The sequence below is a fragment of the Sphingobium sp. Cam5-1 genome (assembly GCF_015693305.1).
Lineage (GTDB): Bacteria > Pseudomonadota > Alphaproteobacteria > Sphingomonadales > Sphingomonadaceae > Sphingobium.
The window spans coordinates 40113-59345 of record NZ_CP065139.1 but is presented as its reverse complement, the minus strand read 5'-3'; the positions used below and the strand labels follow the sequence as shown (position 1 = coordinate 59345).

General features: G+C 60.3%; 14 protein-coding genes. 10 read left to right on the top strand and 4 right to left on the bottom strand.

The genetic code is table 11. The features are described from left to right. Nucleotides 1–211 precede the first annotated feature (211 nt). The 6 genes from IZV00_RS14415 (at nucleotide 212) to IZV00_RS14390 (ending at nucleotide 8981) form a co-directional block, all read left to right on the top strand. A complete protein-coding gene (locus IZV00_RS14415) occupies nucleotides 212–1132 on the top strand; it encodes a TetR/AcrR family transcriptional regulator (protein ID WP_196227125.1) in 921 nt (306 codons plus the stop codon). 440 nt (nucleotides 1133–1572) lie between these two features. Further along, complete coding sequence (locus tag IZV00_RS14410; RefSeq protein WP_196227124.1) at nucleotides 1573–3921, top strand: TonB-dependent receptor; 2349 nt, start codon at nucleotides 1573–1575, stop codon at nucleotides 3919–3921. After that, nucleotides 3921–4499, top strand: a complete 579-nt coding sequence (locus tag IZV00_RS14405; RefSeq protein WP_196227123.1) for a VOC family protein — start codon at nucleotides 3921–3923, stop codon at nucleotides 4497–4499. Before IZV00_RS14410 ends, IZV00_RS14405 begins: the two co-directional genes overlap by 1 nt. Continuing rightward, nucleotides 4496–6013, top strand: a complete 1518-nt coding sequence (locus IZV00_RS14400) for an FAD-dependent oxidoreductase (protein WP_196227122.1) — start codon at nucleotides 4496–4498, stop codon at nucleotides 6011–6013. Before IZV00_RS14405 ends, IZV00_RS14400 begins: the two co-directional genes overlap by 4 nt. 57 nt (nucleotides 6014–6070) lie before the next feature. Continuing rightward, the gene (locus tag IZV00_RS14395; protein WP_196227121.1) at nucleotides 6071–7501 is read left to right on the top strand and encodes a hypothetical protein; all 1431 of its coding nucleotides are present in this window, start codon (nucleotides 6071–6073) and stop codon (nucleotides 7499–7501) included. A 25-nt stretch (nucleotides 7502–7526) separates the two neighbouring features. Continuing rightward, a complete protein-coding gene (locus IZV00_RS14390) occupies nucleotides 7527–8981 on the top strand; it encodes an acyl-CoA reductase (RefSeq protein ID WP_196227120.1) in 1455 nt (484 codons plus the stop codon). 136 nt (nucleotides 8982–9117) lie between these two features. Here IZV00_RS14390 and IZV00_RS14385 read toward each other — a convergent pair whose 3' ends face one another. The 4 genes from IZV00_RS14385 to IZV00_RS14370 form a co-directional block, all read right to left on the bottom strand. Beyond that, nucleotides 9118–9780 carry a TetR/AcrR family transcriptional regulator gene (locus IZV00_RS14385; protein ID WP_196227119.1) on the bottom strand — a complete coding sequence of 221 codons (663 nt, stop codon included), beginning with the start codon at nucleotides 9778–9780 and terminating at the stop codon, nucleotides 9118–9120. Nucleotides 9781–9902: 122 nt separating this feature from the next. Continuing rightward, nucleotides 9903–10286, bottom strand: coding sequence for a VOC family protein (locus tag IZV00_RS14380; RefSeq protein WP_196227118.1), 384 nt, complete (start codon nucleotides 10284–10286; stop codon nucleotides 9903–9905). 132 nt (nucleotides 10287–10418) lie between these two features. Continuing rightward, nucleotides 10419–12104 carry an FAD-binding protein gene (locus IZV00_RS14375; RefSeq protein ID WP_196227117.1) on the bottom strand — a complete coding sequence of 562 codons (1686 nt, stop codon included), beginning with the start codon at nucleotides 12102–12104 and terminating at the stop codon, nucleotides 10419–10421. 81 nt (nucleotides 12105–12185) lie between these two features. After that, complete coding sequence (locus IZV00_RS14370; RefSeq protein WP_196227116.1) at nucleotides 12186–12935, bottom strand: SDR family NAD(P)-dependent oxidoreductase; 750 nt, start codon at nucleotides 12933–12935, stop codon at nucleotides 12186–12188. A gap of 234 nt (nucleotides 12936–13169) precedes the next feature. Between IZV00_RS14370 and IZV00_RS14365 the strand changes: the two genes are divergently transcribed. The 4 genes from IZV00_RS14365 (at nucleotide 13170) to IZV00_RS14350 (ending at nucleotide 19181) form a co-directional block, all read left to right on the top strand. Beyond that, a complete protein-coding gene (locus IZV00_RS14365; protein ID WP_196227115.1) occupies nucleotides 13170–14792 on the top strand; it encodes a GMC family oxidoreductase in 1623 nt (540 codons plus the stop codon). A 142-nt stretch (nucleotides 14793–14934) separates the two neighbouring features. Beyond that, complete coding sequence (locus IZV00_RS14360; protein WP_196227114.1) at nucleotides 14935–16560, top strand: FAD-dependent oxidoreductase; 1626 nt, start codon at nucleotides 14935–14937, stop codon at nucleotides 16558–16560. 61 nt (nucleotides 16561–16621) lie between these two features. Continuing rightward, nucleotides 16622–17485, top strand: a complete 864-nt coding sequence (locus IZV00_RS14355) for a sugar phosphate isomerase/epimerase family protein (protein ID WP_196227113.1) — start codon at nucleotides 16622–16624, stop codon at nucleotides 17483–17485. A gap of 67 nt (nucleotides 17486–17552) precedes the next feature. Continuing rightward, nucleotides 17553–19181, top strand: a complete 1629-nt coding sequence (locus IZV00_RS14350) for an FAD-dependent oxidoreductase (RefSeq protein ID WP_196227112.1) — start codon at nucleotides 17553–17555, stop codon at nucleotides 19179–19181. Nucleotides 19182–19233 lie beyond the last annotated feature (52 nt).

The following is a 19233-nucleotide window of genomic DNA, read 5'->3' as shown; positions in this document are numbered from 1 at the left end:
CTCTCCCTACAGCCCGCTCCATATCCGGCGTGATCGATCACCACAGCCTTTCAGAGACAGACAAATGTCACATAAGGACCATCTATCGCGCCAGCGGAAAGCTGTAAAGCGATATCGTGCGCTAGGATACTATTTTTGCAATATCGGAGTTGACAGCTGTCATCGAAGCGCCTTCACTTGAAACCTCACCTCGCTATGATATGGTTCAACGATGAAAAAACAGGGACTGGCGCCGCTCAAAGGTAAAGCGGAGAAAATTTCAACGAAGATCAAGCCTCACAGTTTGAGGACAGATTCCGAGCCCAATACCCTTCAGTTTCTTCAGAGCGAGTTGCTTTCCGAACGGGAGAAGCTGGGGCAGCGCGCGCCGGGCAGAGCCCGCGTAGACCGGATCATCGAAGCGACGATTGAACTGCTCAAGGCGCATAAGCCAGCTGACATCTCCATCGCCATGATCGCCGACCATGGCGGCATCACCCGGACATCCATCTATTCCCACTTCGCCAGCGTCGACGAGATATTGGGCCAGATCGCGATCCGCTTCGTCCAGCAGACTGGCGTCGAAGTGGAACGCTATGTTCGGCGGCGCAAGCCCGAAAGCCTGGAGCAATTGGTCACGTTGATGATCAAGGGCATCCAGGAATATTTCAACCAACCCAATCCAGCGAAGCCAGGCGCCCTCGCTCGTCACATTCCATTCGAGTCCCGCCATTTGGTGCGGGATTTCGACAAGGTTGCTGCCCTGCCCTACCATACTTTGTGGCATACAGGCTGGGCTGTCGAACCGCTGTCGGAAGAAGATCCGTTCCGCACGCTTGTCATCATCCAGTCAGCCATTTTCGAAGCCAGCATCCAGCAGCAGGGCAAGATCACGGATCTGGCGGTAAAGCAGGCGACAGAAGTCGCGCTGGATTTCCTCGCTCGGGCCGAAGCGCGTTACGGTGCAGCGCCGGAAGAAACTGCGCCCGCAGAGCCCACGCCGGAAGACAGAATAATGGCGGCCGCCCGAACCCTGGCCGCGCATGACGACCCGGCACTCATTGAGATGGCCACGGCGCAGATCGAATTGCTCGCGTCCACGGTCACCAAATTGGCAGCCAAGCCAGCGGCGAGGCGTCGCAAGAAAGCGTGAATTGAACAATGCCGACGCTGTGTCGGCATTTTCGCTGACGTTCCCCGGCGCTGAAGTTCCCCGGCCCAGCGTACATGACTGCCGGGCGGGTGTCGGGGAAGGACGAGTCGTTCGCCTTCCCATCGCCGCATTTCTGTAACCCGGCATCCGTCCGATTCCGGCATTGTTGCGCGCCCATGACGCCGACGCAGTGAGCGACGGCGCGCGCGCCTGCTGCCCCTTTGTCCTTGCTTTTCAACGTCCGACAAGCGTCAGATATTGGTCGGCGATCACCGGCTTGGTCCTACGGCCTATTATCCAACTTTCCATTATGTCCGGAATAGGTTTTCATATGATCCGTGGCTGTCCCAGGACGAGCCATCGGTAATCAGATTTATAGTCGCGCGAAAAATGACGCGACAAACGGAAGACCGACAACAGACATAAATGGAGGGGATAACATGCGGACCTTTACAGGAACTTCGCTATTGGCGCTCAGTTTGGGCGTGATGGCACCCGGTAGCGCCTTGGCGCAAGCTTCGGCGGACTCGAAACAGTCCTCGTCGACTGAGCTGGCGGACATCATCGTCACCGCTCAGAAACGGGCCGTGCCGTTGCAGGACGTGCCCGTCGCCGTGACGGCTTTCACCGGCGAGGCCATGCGTGCATCCAACCTGGATGCGTTGACGGGCCTGCGCGGCATGGTGCCCGGCATGACGATTTCACGCTCAGGCGCTGCGCTCAACACGCCGCAGATCAGCTTGCGCGGCATCTCGCTTCAAGATCCGAACCGCGCCGTCGAATCCGGCATCGGCTTCACCATTGACGGCATTCCGCTGGCATTTCAGCGGGGTACGCTGCTCGACGCGTTCGATATCGAACGACTGGAGATTTTGCGCGGTCCGCAAGGCCTGCTGTTTGGTCGCAACACGACGGGCGGCACGGTGAACGTTATTCGGTCACGGCCCGATCCCGACGCTCCCGTCAGCGGCAAATTGCGCGCGACGGTGGGCAGTTTCGGACGGACGGACTTTGAAGGTGTCGTCACTGCGCCCATCATCCCCGGCCTGCTGGCGGTCAAGGGCGCGATCGCGGTCAAGAAGCATAATGGGGAGTTCCGCAACAGCATCGTCGGCGATCGCGAAGGCAAGCGCGATATGCGGGATTATATGCTGTCGCTGGTCGCTACCCCTTCGGACCGGACGAGCATCTACCTTTCGCTCGAGCGGATGGAGGATGACAGCGAAGTGCCGCCCTATGTCCCCGTCCTGACCCCCGACCTCATTCCGCTAACCGGCCCCAAGCTGCTGACAGCCAATGGTCTGGGTACGCTGGGATATCCGACCTATGTCTCCGGACAGAATATACAATGTCTCAATCCTGCGACCTCTATCGTTTGCAGGCCGCTCAGCAAGAAGCGTAACGATGTCGAGACGTCGCAGTTTCCGGCCTATTATAATCTTAATGCCGTGACGCTGGAGATTGCGCACGAACTCGACGGCGTCAAATTGGTCAGCCTGTCGGGCTATCGTGAGGACGAGGAAGATCAGCTCGGCGACTTCGACGCGACCCGTTTTGCGATACAGCGTAACGACAAGCGGGAAAGCTCCTGGCAGTTTTCACAGGAGTTGCGCGCGGAAACGCAGTTCGATGGCCCGATCAACTTCGTGGCGGGCGCTTTCTTCATCGAATATGCATTCACCGCGCGACAGTTCCCGTCGGTCGATTTTGCCGGGCTGTCGGCGACAACCCCGCCGGGCACGGCCTACTTCAACTCGCTCAACGCCTATCGCATCCGGCAGAAAAGCCGTTCCTTCGCGGTCTTCTTCCAGGGTGACTGGGACATTACGGACAAGCTGCGCCTGACGGCCGGTGCGCGGCAGACATGGGATCGCAAGCAGACGAACTTCACGCTGTGGGGAAGGCTCCAGCAGCCGATCCGCGATCAGTTCGTTCTTGGCCCGCAGCAAGGGCCGGTGAGCGCTTCGGTCAAGTTCGACGAGCTGACCCCACGCATCGGGTTGCAATATAAGATCCAGCCCGACCTGCTGGTCTACGCCAACTGGAGCCGGGGCTATAATGCGGGCGGGTTTAACGGCCGCGCGGGAAGCATCGTCAACGCCGTCATCCCCTATCGTCCTGAAATCATGGACGCCTATGAAGTCGGCTTCAAGAGCGAATGGTTCAACAAGCGGGTTCGCCTGAACGTCGCGGCGTTCCACAACACGCTGAAGGACAAGCAGGAAGATATCCTGACGGTCGCACCGGGAGGAGGCATTGTTACGGCGACGGTGAATGCCGCCAAGGCGCGGTACAAGGGCGTGGAGGCCGAACTGGCGGTGGTCCCTGTCGCCGGATGGACGATCACAGGATCAGCCGGTTATCTGGACGCGAAATATCTGAGTTTCGTCGGGAACCTTGCGGGTCAGGGCCTTGCGGACCTATCGGACCTGAAGCTGCGCCGTACGCCTAAATGGACTGCGGGTCTGATCTCCGACTATGCTTTCGATCTGGGGGCAGGCCGAGCGGGACTTAATGCCGCGCTCTATTACACGTCGCGTTACGAAACGAGCGTTCTCAATGATCCACGCGGGTCCATTCCCCCGGTGACCAAGGTCGACCTGGCCATGCGTTACCAGTTCCCGGTGCATGACAAACTCGACCTGACGCTGACTGGCTTCGTCAAGAATGTGACGAACAACACCACTTATGACGGATTCACGTCCAGCAACACGATCGGGTCGTTCATCGACTTTGCGATTCCGTCGGTCGGCAGGACTTGGGGCGTGTCTCTGGCGGCAGACTTCTGATGGGACTGGAAGAACTCATCCCGCGCAATGAGAGGATGGCGCTGTTGCAGAATTGCTGGGTCGTGACGGACCTGGACGATGCGATGGAGCGGTGGTTGTCCATGGGGGTCGGGCCGTTTCTCCGGCGCGACTCCGACTATCCTGACGCATTGTATCGCGGGCGGCCCGAGCCGCTCGCTTTCAAGGCGGCGCTAGCGCAAGCGGGGCCGGTTCAGATCGAACTGATCCAGCAGACGAGCAAGGGGCCGTCCGCCTATCGCGACATGGTTCCCGAAGGCCAGACCGGCTTTCATCACATGTGCCGGATCGTTCACAATGTCGGCGAAGAAATCAGGCGCCTGAGAGCGCGAGGCATAGAGATGGCGAGCGAGTTCCGGTCAGTCGGCGGGGCGCAGGTCGCCTATGCCGACACCCGCAACGAACTGGGCTGCATGCTGGAACTGGTGCCCGCAGAGCCGGTGTTGATCAACCTGTTCCGGGATGTGGCAGAGGCTGCGCGATATTGGGACGGGCGCGATCCCGTCCGCATGCTGGAACTTAAAGACGGCGCGGCCGCACAAGTTGGAGGATCACAGTGAAGACAGAGGCAGCCAAGACGCTGGACGAAGTTACGTTCGCGACGACGGCGGATGTTGTAATCGCGGGGCTGGGAGGGGCTGGCGCTTCCGCCGCGATTGCCGCAGCCGAAGCGGGCGCAGAAGTTTTGGTCATTGAAAGGACCTCTGGCGGGGGAGGCTCTACCGCCATGTCCGGTGGGTTCATCTATCTGGGCGGCGGCACGCCTCCGCAAAAGGCCAATGGCTTTGCCGATACGCCGGAGAATATGGCCCGGTTTCTGAAGGCTACGCAGCCGAAGGCGGCCGTGGACAAGATCGAGGCCTATTGCGAGGGTAGCGTCGGCCATTATGACTGGCTGATGTCGCTGGGCGTCACGTTCAACGAACGCTATTTCGACGGCAAGCATTTCCACCCCCATAGCGATGAAACGCTGGTGTGGACCGGAAGCGAAGCCTGCTGGCCCTTGTCTGAAGCGGCGGAGCCTTTCCCGCGTGGTCACAAGCCGGGGGGCGGATTTGTCGGGCATCTGCTGTTCGACCGGTTGCTCCAGCGCCTGCATGAACTAAAGGTGCGCGTGATCTACGATGCAGCGGTCAACGCGCTGGTTCGGGACGAGGCAGGCGCGGTCGTTGGCGTCCAGTATCGGCAGGAAGGCCGCAACATGGCGGTGGCGGCGCGCAAGGGTGTGGTGCTGGCGACCGGCGGTTGCGAGTGGGACCGGGACCTGGGCCTTGCCCATGGATCGAAAGCTGGGCGGGAGGGCATCGCTCCGCTGGGCGTGCCGACTGCTGACGGATCGGGCATAGCGCTGGGCCAGAGCATGGACGCGGCGATCGTCGGGCTGGATCAGAGCATGATCACATCACCCTTCTATCCGCCCGCCAGCCTGGTCAAAGGCATATTGGTGAACAGCGAAGGCCGCCGCTTCGTGGCGGAGGACGTCTATCACGCATGGTCGACCGACGCGATTTTGAGCCAGCCCGAGGGCAAGGCTTACCTGATCTGCGACAATGTCAATTTCGGACGGCCGGAGCTTGGCGACATCAGGTCCGAGCGCAAGCATGAGGTCGTCGATGCCTGGGACAACATTCCGGAAATGGAAGCCGACCTTGGCATGCCTGAAGGGTCGCTGGTGGAGACGATCGGCAATTATAATCGCTATGCCGCGACGGGCTATGACGAGGAATTCCGTAAGAACCCCAAATGGCTCGCCCCGATTTCGGAGATACCCTATGCCGCGATCGATTGTTCGGTAGGTTCGGCCTATTTCTGCTGCATCAGCCTGGGCGGCGTTGATACTGACATCGATGGCCGCGCGCTGAAAGCCGATGGTACGCCTGTTCCCGGCCTTTACGCGGTCGGTCAGGTGGCCCCCAATCTGTCGGTGGAAGGCTGGGGCTATGCGAGCGGTCTGTTGATCGGCGGCGCGACCTTTTTCGGGCGCAGGGCAGGCAAGGCCGCTGCCGCCGAACCTGTCCGCCACGCTCTCGATCCCGGATCGAAGTACCCCGAATTACCGGCAGATGTCGCCTGATCACGCGCGAGTGATCGGCAGTCTCCAAATATACGCCTATCATTTCAGGAGCATTTCATGACATCCACCCCGACGGCCAATCTCTACGAAAGATTGGAAGAAGATCCCTGGCGTTTCCTGGAACTGAGCCAGGAGGAACTGTTCGACCTGGATTATGCCGAAGTCGAAAAGATCCAGCTCGCCCTGTTCCAGCGGCGGTTCCGGGATTTGAAGCCCAAATTGCGCGCTCTCCAGCGTCTGGCCGAGGAAGTCGGACTAGAGGAAGTCAGCGGGTTCGATGACCTCACCCGTCTGGCGATGCCGCACACCATGTTCAAATCCTATTCCGCGCTGGACGTGCAGAAAGCGCGTTTCGACAAGCTGACCCGCTGGCTTCAGGCGCTTACGACGCACGACCTTTCGGGGGTGCATGCCGAACATTGCGAGTCGATCGAACAATGGTTGCTGGAAGTTGAGCGAGTGACGCCATTGCGGCCCGTCACCTCGTCAGGGACCAGTGGTAAGATTTCGCTCTTCCCCCTCAGTACCGTCGAAGAAACCCTGTTCGTTGATAAGAACACCTATATCGTCGAGCCATATCGCGACGAACCGGGCATTGACGCAAAGAGTGGCGAATATGTTTTCGTCTGTCCGTGGCCTTCCCGCTACGGCCGTCACAACATTCCGCTCATCATGCGTGTTCTGAAGGAAAACTGCTACGACGGTCGTGAGGACATGTTCATCACCCTCGACGATGGCACATTGACCGCTGACGAGATGTGGTTGAACGGGCGGCTGCAACGCGCACAGGCGCTGGGCGAGGAACTGGAACTGAGCCCGGCCGAACAGGCAATCGCCAGTGCGCTCGCAACCCGTGCGTCCAATGCGGATGAACGGTGGACCCGCTTCATCGAGAATGCCGTGGTTGGCCTGAAGGGTCAGAAGGTCATGTTCTATGGGGCGCTCATGAACCTCTACCTCATGGCCGAGGCGTGCCGGAAGATGGACATTTTCGTCGAATGGCATCCCGATTCCATGATCATGACCGGCGGCGGAGCCAAAGGGTTTAGCTTCCCCGAAGGATGGCGCGATGTCGTCGCCGAACGCTTCCCGCATCATGTGCCGGGGCGCGTGAAGGAAGTCTATGGCATGACCGAATCCAGCTCGACGGCGGTCTGTTGCCCCCATGACAAGCTGCATCCCCTGCCCTGGGGCATCACGCACCTGATGGACCCGGCAACCGGCCAATCGCTGCCGCGCACCGGCACGCAGACAGGACGCATGGTCGTGTTCGATCCCATGCCCACCACCTTCTGGGCCGGAGTTATCACAGGCGATCAGGTGACGGTCCATTTCGACGGCGGATGTGCATGCGGGCGCAAGGGTCCGTTCATGGACAATGACATCAACCGCATTTCGGAACTGAATGGCGGCGACGACAAGATCGTGTGCGCCCGCACGCCGCAGGCCTTCCAGAGCCTGGAAGATTTCCTGGCCAAGGCGTCCTGACCCAATCTGTCTCGGAGTATCGAAGATGAAAGAATATACTATCCCGCTCATCATCCGGGGCCGCATCATAGAAGATGACCTGGTCCGCTTTGAAGGGCGTCGGGGAGAAATCGCGTTCCTGACCCCCGACGTGAACAAATATCTGGACCAGATCGTCCTGCGCAATGGCGCTGACCTTCAGGATTATTATTCGGTCAGTCTGGACAATATCCTCGACTTCCTGGAGGAATTGGGCCGCAGGCTGCACCCGGACACAAATCCCGACATTCGCATGGCCCTTGAGATGAATATGCAGTCGTCGGGCCAGTCGCCCGATATACTGCGCACCGCCTATGTTTCCTTCGCCGCAAACCTGCGGCGGACCATTGTCGAGGAAGCCGTCGATCAGAATATCGGCCGCGACTATCTGGAAGGCTGGAAGCCGAGGCCACTGCATGACCGCGACGCGATGGTGCGCGCCTTTGGATCGCGCATCGTTCACCTGAACGCAGGGAACGCCCCCAATGTGGCGTTGCACGCGGTGATCAACGGGGCTGTGCTACGCTGTGACAATATCGTCAAGAGCCCGTCGAACGACCCCTTCACTGCCGTCGCCATCGCGAAGACAATGATCGCGATGGACCCCGACCATCCCATCACCCGCCACATGACCGTCGCCTATTGGAAGGGCGGGGACCTGGGCTTTGAGAAGAAGCTGTATGACACGCGCAACATCGACAAGATTGTTGCGTGGGGCGGCCCTGCGTCGATGAACCACATCCGCCAGCATCTGACCTCCGGCCTCGACCTGATCGCGCTCGATCCCAAGGTCAGCGCCTCGATCATTGGCGCGGAGGCGTTGGAATCAGAGGAGCAGATGGGCTGGGTCGCGCAACAGTTGGCCAAGGATTTCGGCTATTTCAATCAGGAAGGCTGCGGCAACAGCCGCCTCGCCTATGTCGTGTGCGGCGACGATGACCGCTCGCTCGACAAGCTGAACCGCTTCGGCCGACTGGTGCATGAAGCGTTGCAGGCGCTGCCCGCCGCCTATAGCTCCCCCCACCCCGCGTTCGACCCGGTGCTGCGCGACGAGATAGAGGGCATTCGCTATTCCGACGACTTTCGCGTGTTCGGCGTCAAGGCCAATGAGGGCGGCGTCATCGTGTCGCAACAGGCGGAGGCGGTTGAATTCAGCGACCGGATCGGTGGGCGCGTCATCAATATCATTCCCGTGCCGAACCTCGACGCGGCGGTGGCGGCGGTGACCATCCACACCCAGACGATCGGCATCTATCCCAATGCGGCGCAGGCGGAAATTGCCGACCGATGCATGTTACGCGGGGCGCAGCGGCTCTCACCACTGGGCTGCATCGCTTATGAAGGGCTGGGTTATCCGCATGATGCCATGGAAATCATGCGCAGGCTCGCCCGTTGGGGTGTTCGCGAGCAATTTGACGAAGCCGTTGCGGAGGCAGGCGCCGGAATGATGTGCGCCGCCTGACGAGGCGGGGCACATTTTGAAGGGGAGCGGGATCATGGATTCTCCGAGGGACCGCTCAATGTTACGATCTTCCCCGATCGGGCGGCTCCGGTGAAAGCTCCCCTTCCTTTTTTAACGCGCGGTTAAAGCACCGCCGTCACATTTGGCGGTAGCGCTCGTCGATAAGTTTGACGGCCTCTTCTTCCCAATTGTCCAATATGTGGCTGATCTGGTGGCCGATCTCCGACATGATCTGGCCCACCAGCATCGGAGAAAGGACAATGGAAGTGATTGAAAAGGCCGCAACTTGCGGGTCGGTATCCGCCCGATAATATCCCTGACTCACCAATGTCCGGATCAATTCCTGCATCCGGATGAAGCTGCCCTGCGATTTCTTCTGCCGGTAAGAATGCCAGACGGTCGAATAGGGGCGGAAACTTTCGATAAGGACCACGCTGGCCGTGCCCCGGTGAGTTTCCAGCACCTTCATCCAGGCACTGACAATCTTGCGCGTGGCGTCCTGGCAATCGGTCAGGAACAAGGTGTTGAGATCATTGAGTATCTGCGCGATGTCGCTGCTCAGATTGTCCAGCGCCGCGTCGATCAGGCCGTTCTTGCCGTGATAATAATAATGGATCATGCCGGCATTGGTCCCGGCGGCTGATGCGATTTCCCGCGTCGTCAGATCCAGATGACTCTTGTTCCGCAAGCCATGCTCCATTGCATGGAGCAGTTCGTTCGACACTTCGCGGTTGTCGGAGACCGTAGGCCGACCACGCGCGGAACATGCGCCAGGGCGGGCGTCGCCTGCGTTCGTCATGGGTACCTCTCCATCACTGCATCGATGCAGTCACTCCCGCCGACATTGTCCCATGAAAGGAAGAGAGGCGCAACCGCTACGAAAGGTGGCAGCGCTGCGCCTCGCTCATGGATCGATTTGTCTTACTGAGCGATCTGGTGCAGCGCGCAGAGCTTGTTGCCGTCCGGATCGCGCAGATAGGCAAGGTACAGAGCCCCCATCGGCCCCTCGCGCACGCCCGGGGCGTCCTCAACGGAAACGCCGCCATTGGCTACCCCTGCCGCGTGCCATGCGTCCGCCTGCTCAGGCCCCTGAACGGCGAAACCGATCGTGCCGCCATTGGCATGCGTCGCGGGCTGGCCGTCAATGGGCTTGGTGATCAGCAGCGACAGGCCGTTGTGCATGTAGATCAGCCGTCCATTATCATCGACAAAGGCCGGTGCGCCACCAAGCGCCCCAAGCGTCGCGTCATAAAAACGCTTTGATTTCTCTATGTCATTGCTGCCAAGCACGATGTGCGAAAACATGAAACTCTCTCCATAAAATGCCACCCTTGCGGGCGGGAACGTGCAGGTGGGAGCTGGGTATATTTCGAACTAACCGACATCTGTCAATAACAGCACGCACTGTAGATTGACTGATGTCCGTCAATTCGCCGGTCAGGCGGGAGCGAGCGCGTCCTGCTCCGCCTCTCGCAAGCATGACTGAGCGGCCCTGCGGCCTGTGAACACGCAATCCGCGAGGGAAAGGCCGCTGATGTAGGTGCGCGACGGTATGCTTCCGGTAGCGCGGCCCGCAGCATAAAGGCCCGCTATGGTGCTGCCATCGGCGCGCCGCACGGCGCCTGTCGCCTCTTCGAGCGCCAACCCGCCCAAAGTATGGAAGGTGATGAAGCTGTAGCGGTTGGCGAGGGACACATTCATTGCGACATAGGGACCGTTGCCAAGCGACTTCAGATGATCCTTCAGCTTTGAAAAGTCGTCGTCATGCCGGTTGCGGACCATGTCTTCATAGCGGCGTACAGTCTGGCGCAAGCGATTGGGATTGATGCCGCATTTTTCCGCAAGCACATCCAGGTCCCTCGCGCGCTTGGTGCCGCCGAGCATGAGATTCAGCATGGCGGGGGCGCCAAAGCGCATGAATGCGTCCAGGCCATCCGTTGCCACCTGGCGCATCGCCTTGCGAATGTCTTTGGTGGACATGATCAGCCACGCCTTGCCCTCCGGCTGGGCGGCAATGGCGCGGCCCAGAGTGCCGACATAGACGGCTTCGTTGGCGAACCGGTCCCCCGTCTGATTGACAAGAATGCCATCCAGCAACGCCGCGGGAGGAGATTGGACCCGCCCGACGAACATCGCATCCATGCCCACGGTATCGGCGCCCAGCGCCGTGCCGAGCTGCACGGCCGTGCCATCGTCCCCCAGGGTGCCAAGGCGCATCATGGTCTTGTAATGCTTGCTCAACATGGGCGCATGTTGGCCGAGCATATCGAGGTTGAAGACGAAACCGCCGGTTGAAAGGATGACGCCGGTCTTCGCCCTTATATAGCGCAACTGGCCATGTTCCCGCTCCATGACGCGGGCCGCCTTGCTCGCGGTTTCGGCCTTGCTCTCTTTGAACGGAGCGGTAGGCGGGAACTTGTCGTAATATTTCTGATGCTCGGCGTGCTTGGCGGCGGGAAGCTCAAGCGCGGCGACGCCGACGACGCGCCCATCACCATCGACAACAAGGCTCTGCACGATCGTATGCAGCTTCTTGCGAATGGCTGATCGATCGGCGGTTTCCCGCAAGGCGCGATACAGCTTGTTGCCCGTAAAGCCGCGCCCCAGGGTCCGGTGCCCTCGCGGCGCGGGTTTGGCGTCGCGGCAATAGGCCTCTACCTTCTCATTGCCGGAATATTGCAGGAAATAGCCTTCCGGCGGATAGGTCGTTTTTCCGGTGTAAAGTTTGGTCCCGAACACGACGCCATGCGACTGCAACCATTGCAGATTGCCTGCGCTTTGATCGCAAAAGCGTTTCAGCGTCTCTGGCTGAACGACATCGCCGACCTCCAGCCGAAGATATTTCAGCATATTGTCGGGATCGTCCTCGACCCCGTTTTGCCGCTGAATGTCGGTGCCGGCGGCATAGACGACGCCGCCGCTGAAGGCCGTTGCGCCGCCGCCATTGAAGCGGTCTATGGCAATCACGCTGGCGCCGTTTTCCACCAGTTCGAGCGCGGCACAAATTCCCGCGCCGCCGTAGCCAACGACGACGACGTCGGCTGCATCGTCCCACTGGAACATGTCGGCATTTTCGATGGAAATCACCGGCTGACCATCTTGGGAAATCATTTCATCTCTCACGCCATCATTTCCTTCGAAGATATTTCTCTGCCGTCGCTCATCACCGATCCGCACAACATCCGCTTTTCCGCCCGCGTCCGATTACAATCTCATGCCGCCGCTTGCCTGAATAATCTGTCCGGTGAGCCAGCCGGAGGCGGGGGATGCGAGGAAGAGGACGATCTGCGCAATGTCGTCGGCGGTGCCGATGCGGCCAAGCGCGGCCATGCTTTTGAACATGCGCATTGCCTCCTCACTGTCCCGATAGCCGTTGATGAGGTCGGTATCGACCGGTCCAGGGGCGACAGCATTGACCCGAATATTACGCGGCGCAAGCTCTACCGCCATCGAAACCGTGAACGAATTCACCGCCGCCTTGCTCATGGCATAGGCAAAGCCGGGGGGCTGCGCCATCAGTCCGCTCATCGAGGAAATATTGACGATCGCGCCGCCATCATTGAAGCGCTTCAACGCCTGTTGGGTGACCAGTATCGGCGACTTGAAGTTCACCCGATACATGCTGTCGATTTCTTCTTCATCGATCGTGGTGATTGGAGAGGTTCGTCCCGCGCCAGCATTATTGACCAGAATATCAAGCCGCCCTCCGGCCTGTTCATCAAACTGCTGGAACAGCTGCCTCACCCCTTCGGAATGGCTGAGGTCCGCCTGCACAATCACGGCATCGCCGCCCACTTCGCGCACTGCGGCTGCCGTCTGTTCGGCGCTTTCGCGGCGCGAAGAATAGTGCGCGACAATCCGCGCGCCGCTTTGCGCCAGGGCAACGGCGATCTGCCGACCAATGCCTCCCGAGGCGCCGGTCACCAACGCAACCTTCCCGTCCAATACAGCCATCTTCACACCTCTCCCAACCAGAAGCCCGACGCTTGAGGCCGGGCCAACCGTCTTCACAAGACGGCGTCTTACCGTGTCATTACGTGACTAATGTCTGACAAACTGTCAATACTGCCCGCATATGTCCTTGATATGCTGTGCGGCAGGCAGAGAGGGAAAGCCCATTGTGTCTGCCATTCTGCCGTGTCATAGAAGCGTATATAAGACGAATGTCATTTAATTTCTGGAGAGGTCATGACTGAGGAGTTCGACTTCATCATTGTCGGTGCAGGCAGCGCCGGTTGCGTGCTTGCCAACAAGCTTTCGGAAAATCCATCGAATCGGGTGCTGCTTCTGGAGGCCGGTGGCGAGAACAAGCATATGTTCGTTCGCATGCCAAAGGGTGTGGCGAAGCTGGTCGGCGACCCGACATTCGCGCAATATTTCCCGGTCCAGCAGCCGCGTGAAGAAGGACTGGACGCGAGCGAGATCTGGCTGCGGGGCAGAGGATTGGGTGGATCTTCGGCCATTAACGGTATGATCTATATCCGGGGCCAGCCCGAGGATTTCGAGCAATGGGAAGAGCGCGGCGCGAAGGGATGGGGCTGGAACACCATGCTGCGCGCCTTCAATGCGATCGAGGATCATGAGCTTGGCGCATCCAACGAGCATGGCGTGGGCGGCCCGGTGCATGTCTCGACCTCCAAGTTTCATTATCCGCTCGCAGACCGGATGATCGAGGCGGGCCAGCAAATGGGCTTGCCGCGTAACGACGATTTCAACGCCGGAAGCCGGGAAGGCGTCGGCTATTATCATTATAATATCAAGAACGGGCGCAGGCAGAGCGCGGCTGTCGCCTTTCTGGACCCGATACGCCATCGGCCCAATCTGGTGATCCGGACGGGCGTACAGGTGGACCGCATCATCATCGAACAGCGCAGGGCGAAGGGCGTCATGTGCAGGATCGGCGGGCGCAAGACGGAGTTCCGGTGCCGGGGCGAAGTCATCGTGTCGGCAGGCGCGATCGCGTCCCCCAAGCTGCTCCAGCTTTCGGGAATCGGGCCAGCCGAGGATTTGAAAGCCGCAGGCGTCGATGTCATCGTGGACAGCCCGGACGTAGGCCGACGGATGCAGGAGCATCCCATTTACGGCATCAACTACGACTTGCAGGGCGAGAAGGGCCTGAACCATCGCTATCGTGGCCTGGGTCTGGCCCGTAGCCTGGCCGAATATTTCCTGTTCAAGGGCGGCCCGATGGCGACGGTCCCGCAGGAAGTCGGCATCTTTGCGCGCAGCCGTCCGAGCGTAACCCGCCCGGACCTCCAGTGCTTCGTTGGTGGCGTCACCCTGGCGCAGGGCGAGGCGGATGTTGCGGTCCCGACCAATGGCGTCAACAAGACGCCCGGCATGATGATCGCCACGGCGATGCTGCGAGCCACCAGCGAGGGTTCTCTTACCATAACCTCGCCCAATGCCGACGATCCTTTGCGTATCCATCCCAACTGGCTGACGACGCAGGAGGATTGCGAGACGGCGGTCGCGATGGTGCGTTTCGTGCGCAAGTTGATGACGCAACCCGCCATCGCGCCCTTCGTGACGCGCGAAATCGCGCCGGGCCTGAACGGCAACGACAGCGACGACCAGATATTGACCGCCGTACGCCGTCATCTGAGCTGCGGCACCCATGCCGTGGCAACGTGCCGGATGGGCAGCGATGATGAATCCGTGGTCGATCCGCGCACGCGCGTTCGCGGAGTGGACGGTCTGCGGGTGATCGACTGTTCGATCATGCCCAACCTGACCTCGGGCAACACCAATGCACCGGTAATGGCAATGGCGTGGCATGCGTCATCGCTGATCCTGGAAGACGCGCGCTAGAGCGATTTCCCAAGCGATCGAGATCGATCGCTGGTTAAGAAATCGCGGCAAACAAAGGGTTAGGGCGACGTAGGCAGCCGCGAGCAAGACCCGCAAAGGGCGTGCGCGGCCAGCCATAGGATAGAATGCAGGAGAGATAATCGTGACGACCCAATGGGATGAGGAAACAGACGTTCTGGTGGTAGGCTCTGGCGCTGCCGGTTGCTCCGCGGCGCTGGCGGCCCGGACGTCCGGCGCTGAGGTACTGCTGCTGGAACGCACGGATAAGCTGGGTGGCACGAGCGCCGTTTCAGGCGGCGTCCCGTGGATTCCCAACAACCATCATATGCAAGAGATCGGGCGCAGCGATTCCCGCGAACAGGCCCTCACCTATCTTCGCCGCATTTCGCTGGGCAAGATGGACGACGTCATGATCGAAACCTTCGTGGATACGGCGCCGCAGATGCTGCTGTTCCTCGAAAAGGAGACCGATCTTCGCTTCCGCGCGCTCCAGATGCCCGATTATCATCCTGAATTTCCCGGCGGCAATATCGGCCGTTCGGTGACCGCAGGGATTTTCCCCGCCGGGCAGCTTGGCGAACTGCGTCCCGCGCTCCGGGCGAGCGCGCATTTCCCCATCCCCATTTCCATCGCGGATGTGGAAGACGGCATCAACGTGCTGGATTCCGAGATTATCGGCGGTCGCCTCAACGAAGATATGGTCGGCATGGGCGGCGCTTTGATGGCGGGGTTGCTCAAGGGGGCGCTGGATCACGGCGTCCGGATCAGGCGCAATGTCCGCGTACTGCGGCTTGTGCAGGAAGGTGATGTCGTGGTCGGCATAGAGGCGGACAATGACGGCAAGCCCCTGCGCATCGGCGCGCGCAAAGGGGTGATCCTGGCCTGCGGCGGGTATGAGTGGAACGAGGACATGACCCGCCAGTTCCTGCGCGGCCCGATGCATGGTCCGCACAGCCCGCCGTGGAACGAAGGCGACGGGCTGAAGATGGCGATCCAGGCTGGCGCGTCGCTCGGCAATATGTCGGAAGCCTGGTGGCAGCCATCCGTGACGATACCGGGCGAAGAATATGACGGGCGGCCACTCGTCCGGCTGACCGGCATCGAACGCTGCGGTCCCGGGTCGATCATCGTCAACCGCACAGGTCGCCGCTTCGTCAACGAAGCCTGCAACTATAATGATATCGGGCGGGTGTTCCAGGCCTTCGATCCGGTGAACTTCGACTATCCCAACCTGCCCGCCTGGCACATCGTCAGCCAGGATTATATGGATCGCTTCCCCTTCCTGACGCGCTATCCGGGCGATCCGGTGCCATCCTGGATGGTGAGCGCCGACACGCTGGCCGAACTGGCGGGCAAGATCGGGGTCGATCCTGCCGGGCTGGAAGCGGAAGTCGCGCGCTTTAACGATAATGCCCGCAAAGGGGTCGATCCCGACTTCCATCGCGGTGAAAGCGTCTATGAGCTGTATTGGGGCGATGCTAGCGCAGAGGGTGCCGCGAAGACGTTGGGGCCTCTGGAACGCGGTCCCTATTATGCGGTCGAAACCAAGATCGGAACGATCGGGACGAAAGGCGGCCCACGTACCAACGAGCGGGCCGAGGTGATGAGCCTGTCGGGCGGCATCGTCCCCGGCCTTTACGCGGCGGGCAACGCCATGGCGAGCATCATGGGCATGGCATATCCGGGCGGCGGCGCGACGCTCGGTCCCGCGCTGACCTTTGGCCACATTGCTGGCCGTGAAGCCGCGCGCGGATCAAACCGCTTCTGAACACCCTGTCGAGCAGGAAGGGCCTCCCCCCTTCCCGCGATGCTGACGAAGGAATTTCATCATGAATGATCCGAAAATTGTAGCGACCTATTACACGATCGCGGGGGATGCTTATCCCGGTGCGCCTGTGGCCAGCCCTTTTCCGCTGGAACGGCGGGCCGCTGCGGCAGTCGCTGCGGGCTATTACGGCATGGGCCTGTCAGGCGATGATCTGGCCGCGAACGTTGCCTTGCATGGCACGGCGGGCATTCGTCGCATCCTGGACGATGCCGGTATCCAGTTCCTGGAAATCGAGTGCCTGACTGACTGGTTTGCGAAGGGCGAGGCGCGGGCCGCTTCTGATAAGATGCGTCGCCTATGGCTGGATACCGCCGTCGAGATCGGGACCAAGCATATCAAGATCGTCGGAGACATCAGCGACAGTGGCGTATCGATGGAGACCATGGCCGCCGACTTCCGGCTGCTCTGCGATCAGGCTGCGGAGGTGGGCGCCCATGTATCGATCGAGGTCTTTCCCCTAGCCAATATTCGCGACCTCAAGTCGGGGCGGCAACTTATCGAAATGGCCGGGTCGGATAATGGCGGGCTGTTGATCGACATCTGGCACATGACGCGTCCGGGCATTCCTTATGAAGAGGTAGCAGCGCTCCCCGCCAGCTATATCAAGCATGTCGAGCTGGACGACGCGGCGGCTGAAGTCGTTGGCGGTCTGTTCGATGACTCGACGGACAATCGTCTGCTGCCGGGCGAAGGCAGCTTCGATGTACCAGCCTTTCTGCGAGCCATCGCGGCGACCGGATATGACGGCTGTTACGGGATCGAGATGTTGTCGCACGAATTTCGTGCGCTTGAGCCGGAGGAAGCGGCGAAGCGATCCTTCGACGCCGTCGCACGCCAGTTCGCGCTGGCACGAGAAAATGCCTGATCGGCCGTGGCGGCGCCTTCAATCAGGCGCCGCTGCAAAGACCATATGATAGTTTCAGGAGGACAGGGTGCCCGAGCAGGATGGGATTGAAGAAACCGACGTCATCGTGATTGGCTCGGGCGCTGCGGGGCTAGCAGCTGCCCTGAGCGCGCGTTATGCGGGAGCAGATGTCGTCATTCTGGAACGTTCGGAAAAACTCGGCGGGACCACGGCGATGTCAGGGGGCGTGCCCTGGATTCCGTGCAATCACCATATGCATGAAGTCGGGACCAGCGACAGCCGCGAGGCGGCGCTCACCTACATGCGGCGTCAGTCTTTGGGCCGTATGGATGACGAGATGATCGAAACCTATGTCGATCAGGGCGCGGACGTCATCAAGTTCATCGAGGCGCAGACGGACATTCAATTTAGGGCGCTGAAATGGCCCGATTATCATCCCGAGCTTCCCGGCGGGACGTTCGGACGGTCCCTGTCGGCTGGCTTGTTTCCCGGCAATAAGCTGGGGGATTTGCGGCCGAGATTGCGGAGCAGCCTGACCTTTCCCATTCCGGTGTCGAGCAACGACCTTGAGGATGGCGTTGACATCTTCGACCCCGCCATAATCGGCGACCGGCTGGAAAAAGGGCTGGTGGGCGTTGGTAACGCGCTCGTGGCAGGACTCGCCGCCAGCGTGGTTGAGAAAGGCGTGCGCATCCTGTTTGGCATGCGCGCGCAAAGCCTTGTCATGCATGAAGGCGCGGTCACGGGCGTTGCGGGCAGCAAGGACGGCGAGCCCTTCGAGATGCGTGCGCGGCGTGGCGTCATTATCGCCAGCGGTGGCTTTGAATGGAACGCCGGTCTGGTGAAGGACCTGCTGCGCGGGCCACATGAGGGAGCGGCGAGTCCGCCAGACAATGAGGGTGATGGTCTGTTGATGGCAGCGGAGGCCGGGGCCGCCCTTGCGAACACGGATGAGGCCTGGTGGATGCCGATCATGAAGATTCCGGGCGAGGAATATGATGGCAATCCCGCGATCCGTTTTGCCGTGACCGAGCTGACGAAGCCAGGGTCGATCATGGTGAACCGCAAGGGACAGCGGTTCGTCAATGAAGCATGCAATTATAACGATCTTGGCCGCTCTTTCTTCCAGTTCGACCCTCAGACGTTCGACTATCCCAATCGGGAGGCGTGGATCATCTTCCATCAGGCTTATCTGGACAAATATCCGGTGCTCACACGCTATCCGAGTGACCCTGTCCCGAACTGGATGATACAGGCGGCGACGCTGCGCGCGCTTGCAGAACAGATCGGCGTCGATGCCGATGGCCTGGAGCGGACGGTCGAACAGTTCAACAGATCAGCCCGCGAAGGCAGCGACCCCGCCTTTCACCGGGGCGAGAGTCAATATGATCGCTATCATGGGGATTGGTCGCTGGAAGGCGCACTTCAAACGGTCGGGCCGCTGGATCAGGCGCCCTATTACGCGTGCCGGGTCTATCCCGGCGTTTTGGGAACGAAGGGCGGCCCGAAAATCAGCGCCAGAGCGGAAGTGCAGAATTTGCGCGGAGGCAACATCCCCGGCCTCTATGCGGCAGGCAATGCCGCCGCGAGCATTACCGGGATGGCTTATCCCGGCGCGGGGGGAACGATCGGCCCGGCACTGGTCTTCGGCCACATCGCTGGCCGGGAAGCTGCGGTCAGAACGAACCGCAGATAGGCTTCTCCAAAAAATAGATACATATATTTATCGTTCGCATGTTTACTTACTT

Excerpts from the sequence above, each read along its gene's own strand:
- IZV00_RS14415 (WP_196227125.1), top strand. The coding sequence starts at position 212 with ATGAAAAAACAGGGACTGGCGCCGCTCAAAGGTAAAGCGGAGAAAATT.
- IZV00_RS14410 (WP_196227124.1), top strand. The coding sequence starts at position 1,573 with ATGCGGACCTTTACAGGAACTTCGCTATTGGCGCTCAGTTTGGGCGTG.
- IZV00_RS14405 (WP_196227123.1), top strand. The coding sequence starts at position 3,921 with ATGGGACTGGAAGAACTCATCCCGCGCAATGAGAGGATGGCGCTGTTG.
- IZV00_RS14395 (WP_196227121.1), top strand. The coding sequence starts at position 6,071 with ATGACATCCACCCCGACGGCCAATCTCTACGAAAGATTGGAAGAAGAT.
- IZV00_RS14390 (WP_196227120.1), top strand. The coding sequence starts at position 7,527 with ATGAAAGAATATACTATCCCGCTCATCATCCGGGGCCGCATCATAGAA.
- IZV00_RS14385 (WP_196227119.1), bottom strand. The coding sequence starts at position 9,780 with ATGACGAACGCAGGCGACGCCCGCCCTGGCGCATGTTCCGCGCGTGGT.
- IZV00_RS14380 (WP_196227118.1), bottom strand. The coding sequence starts at position 10,286 with ATGTTTTCGCACATCGTGCTTGGCAGCAATGACATAGAGAAATCAAAG.
- IZV00_RS14370 (WP_196227116.1), bottom strand. The coding sequence starts at position 12,935 with ATGGCTGTATTGGACGGGAAGGTTGCGTTGGTGACCGGCGCCTCGGGA.
- IZV00_RS14365 (WP_196227115.1), top strand. The coding sequence starts at position 13,170 with ATGACTGAGGAGTTCGACTTCATCATTGTCGGTGCAGGCAGCGCCGGT.
- IZV00_RS14355 (WP_196227113.1), top strand. The coding sequence starts at position 16,622 with ATGAATGATCCGAAAATTGTAGCGACCTATTACACGATCGCGGGGGAT.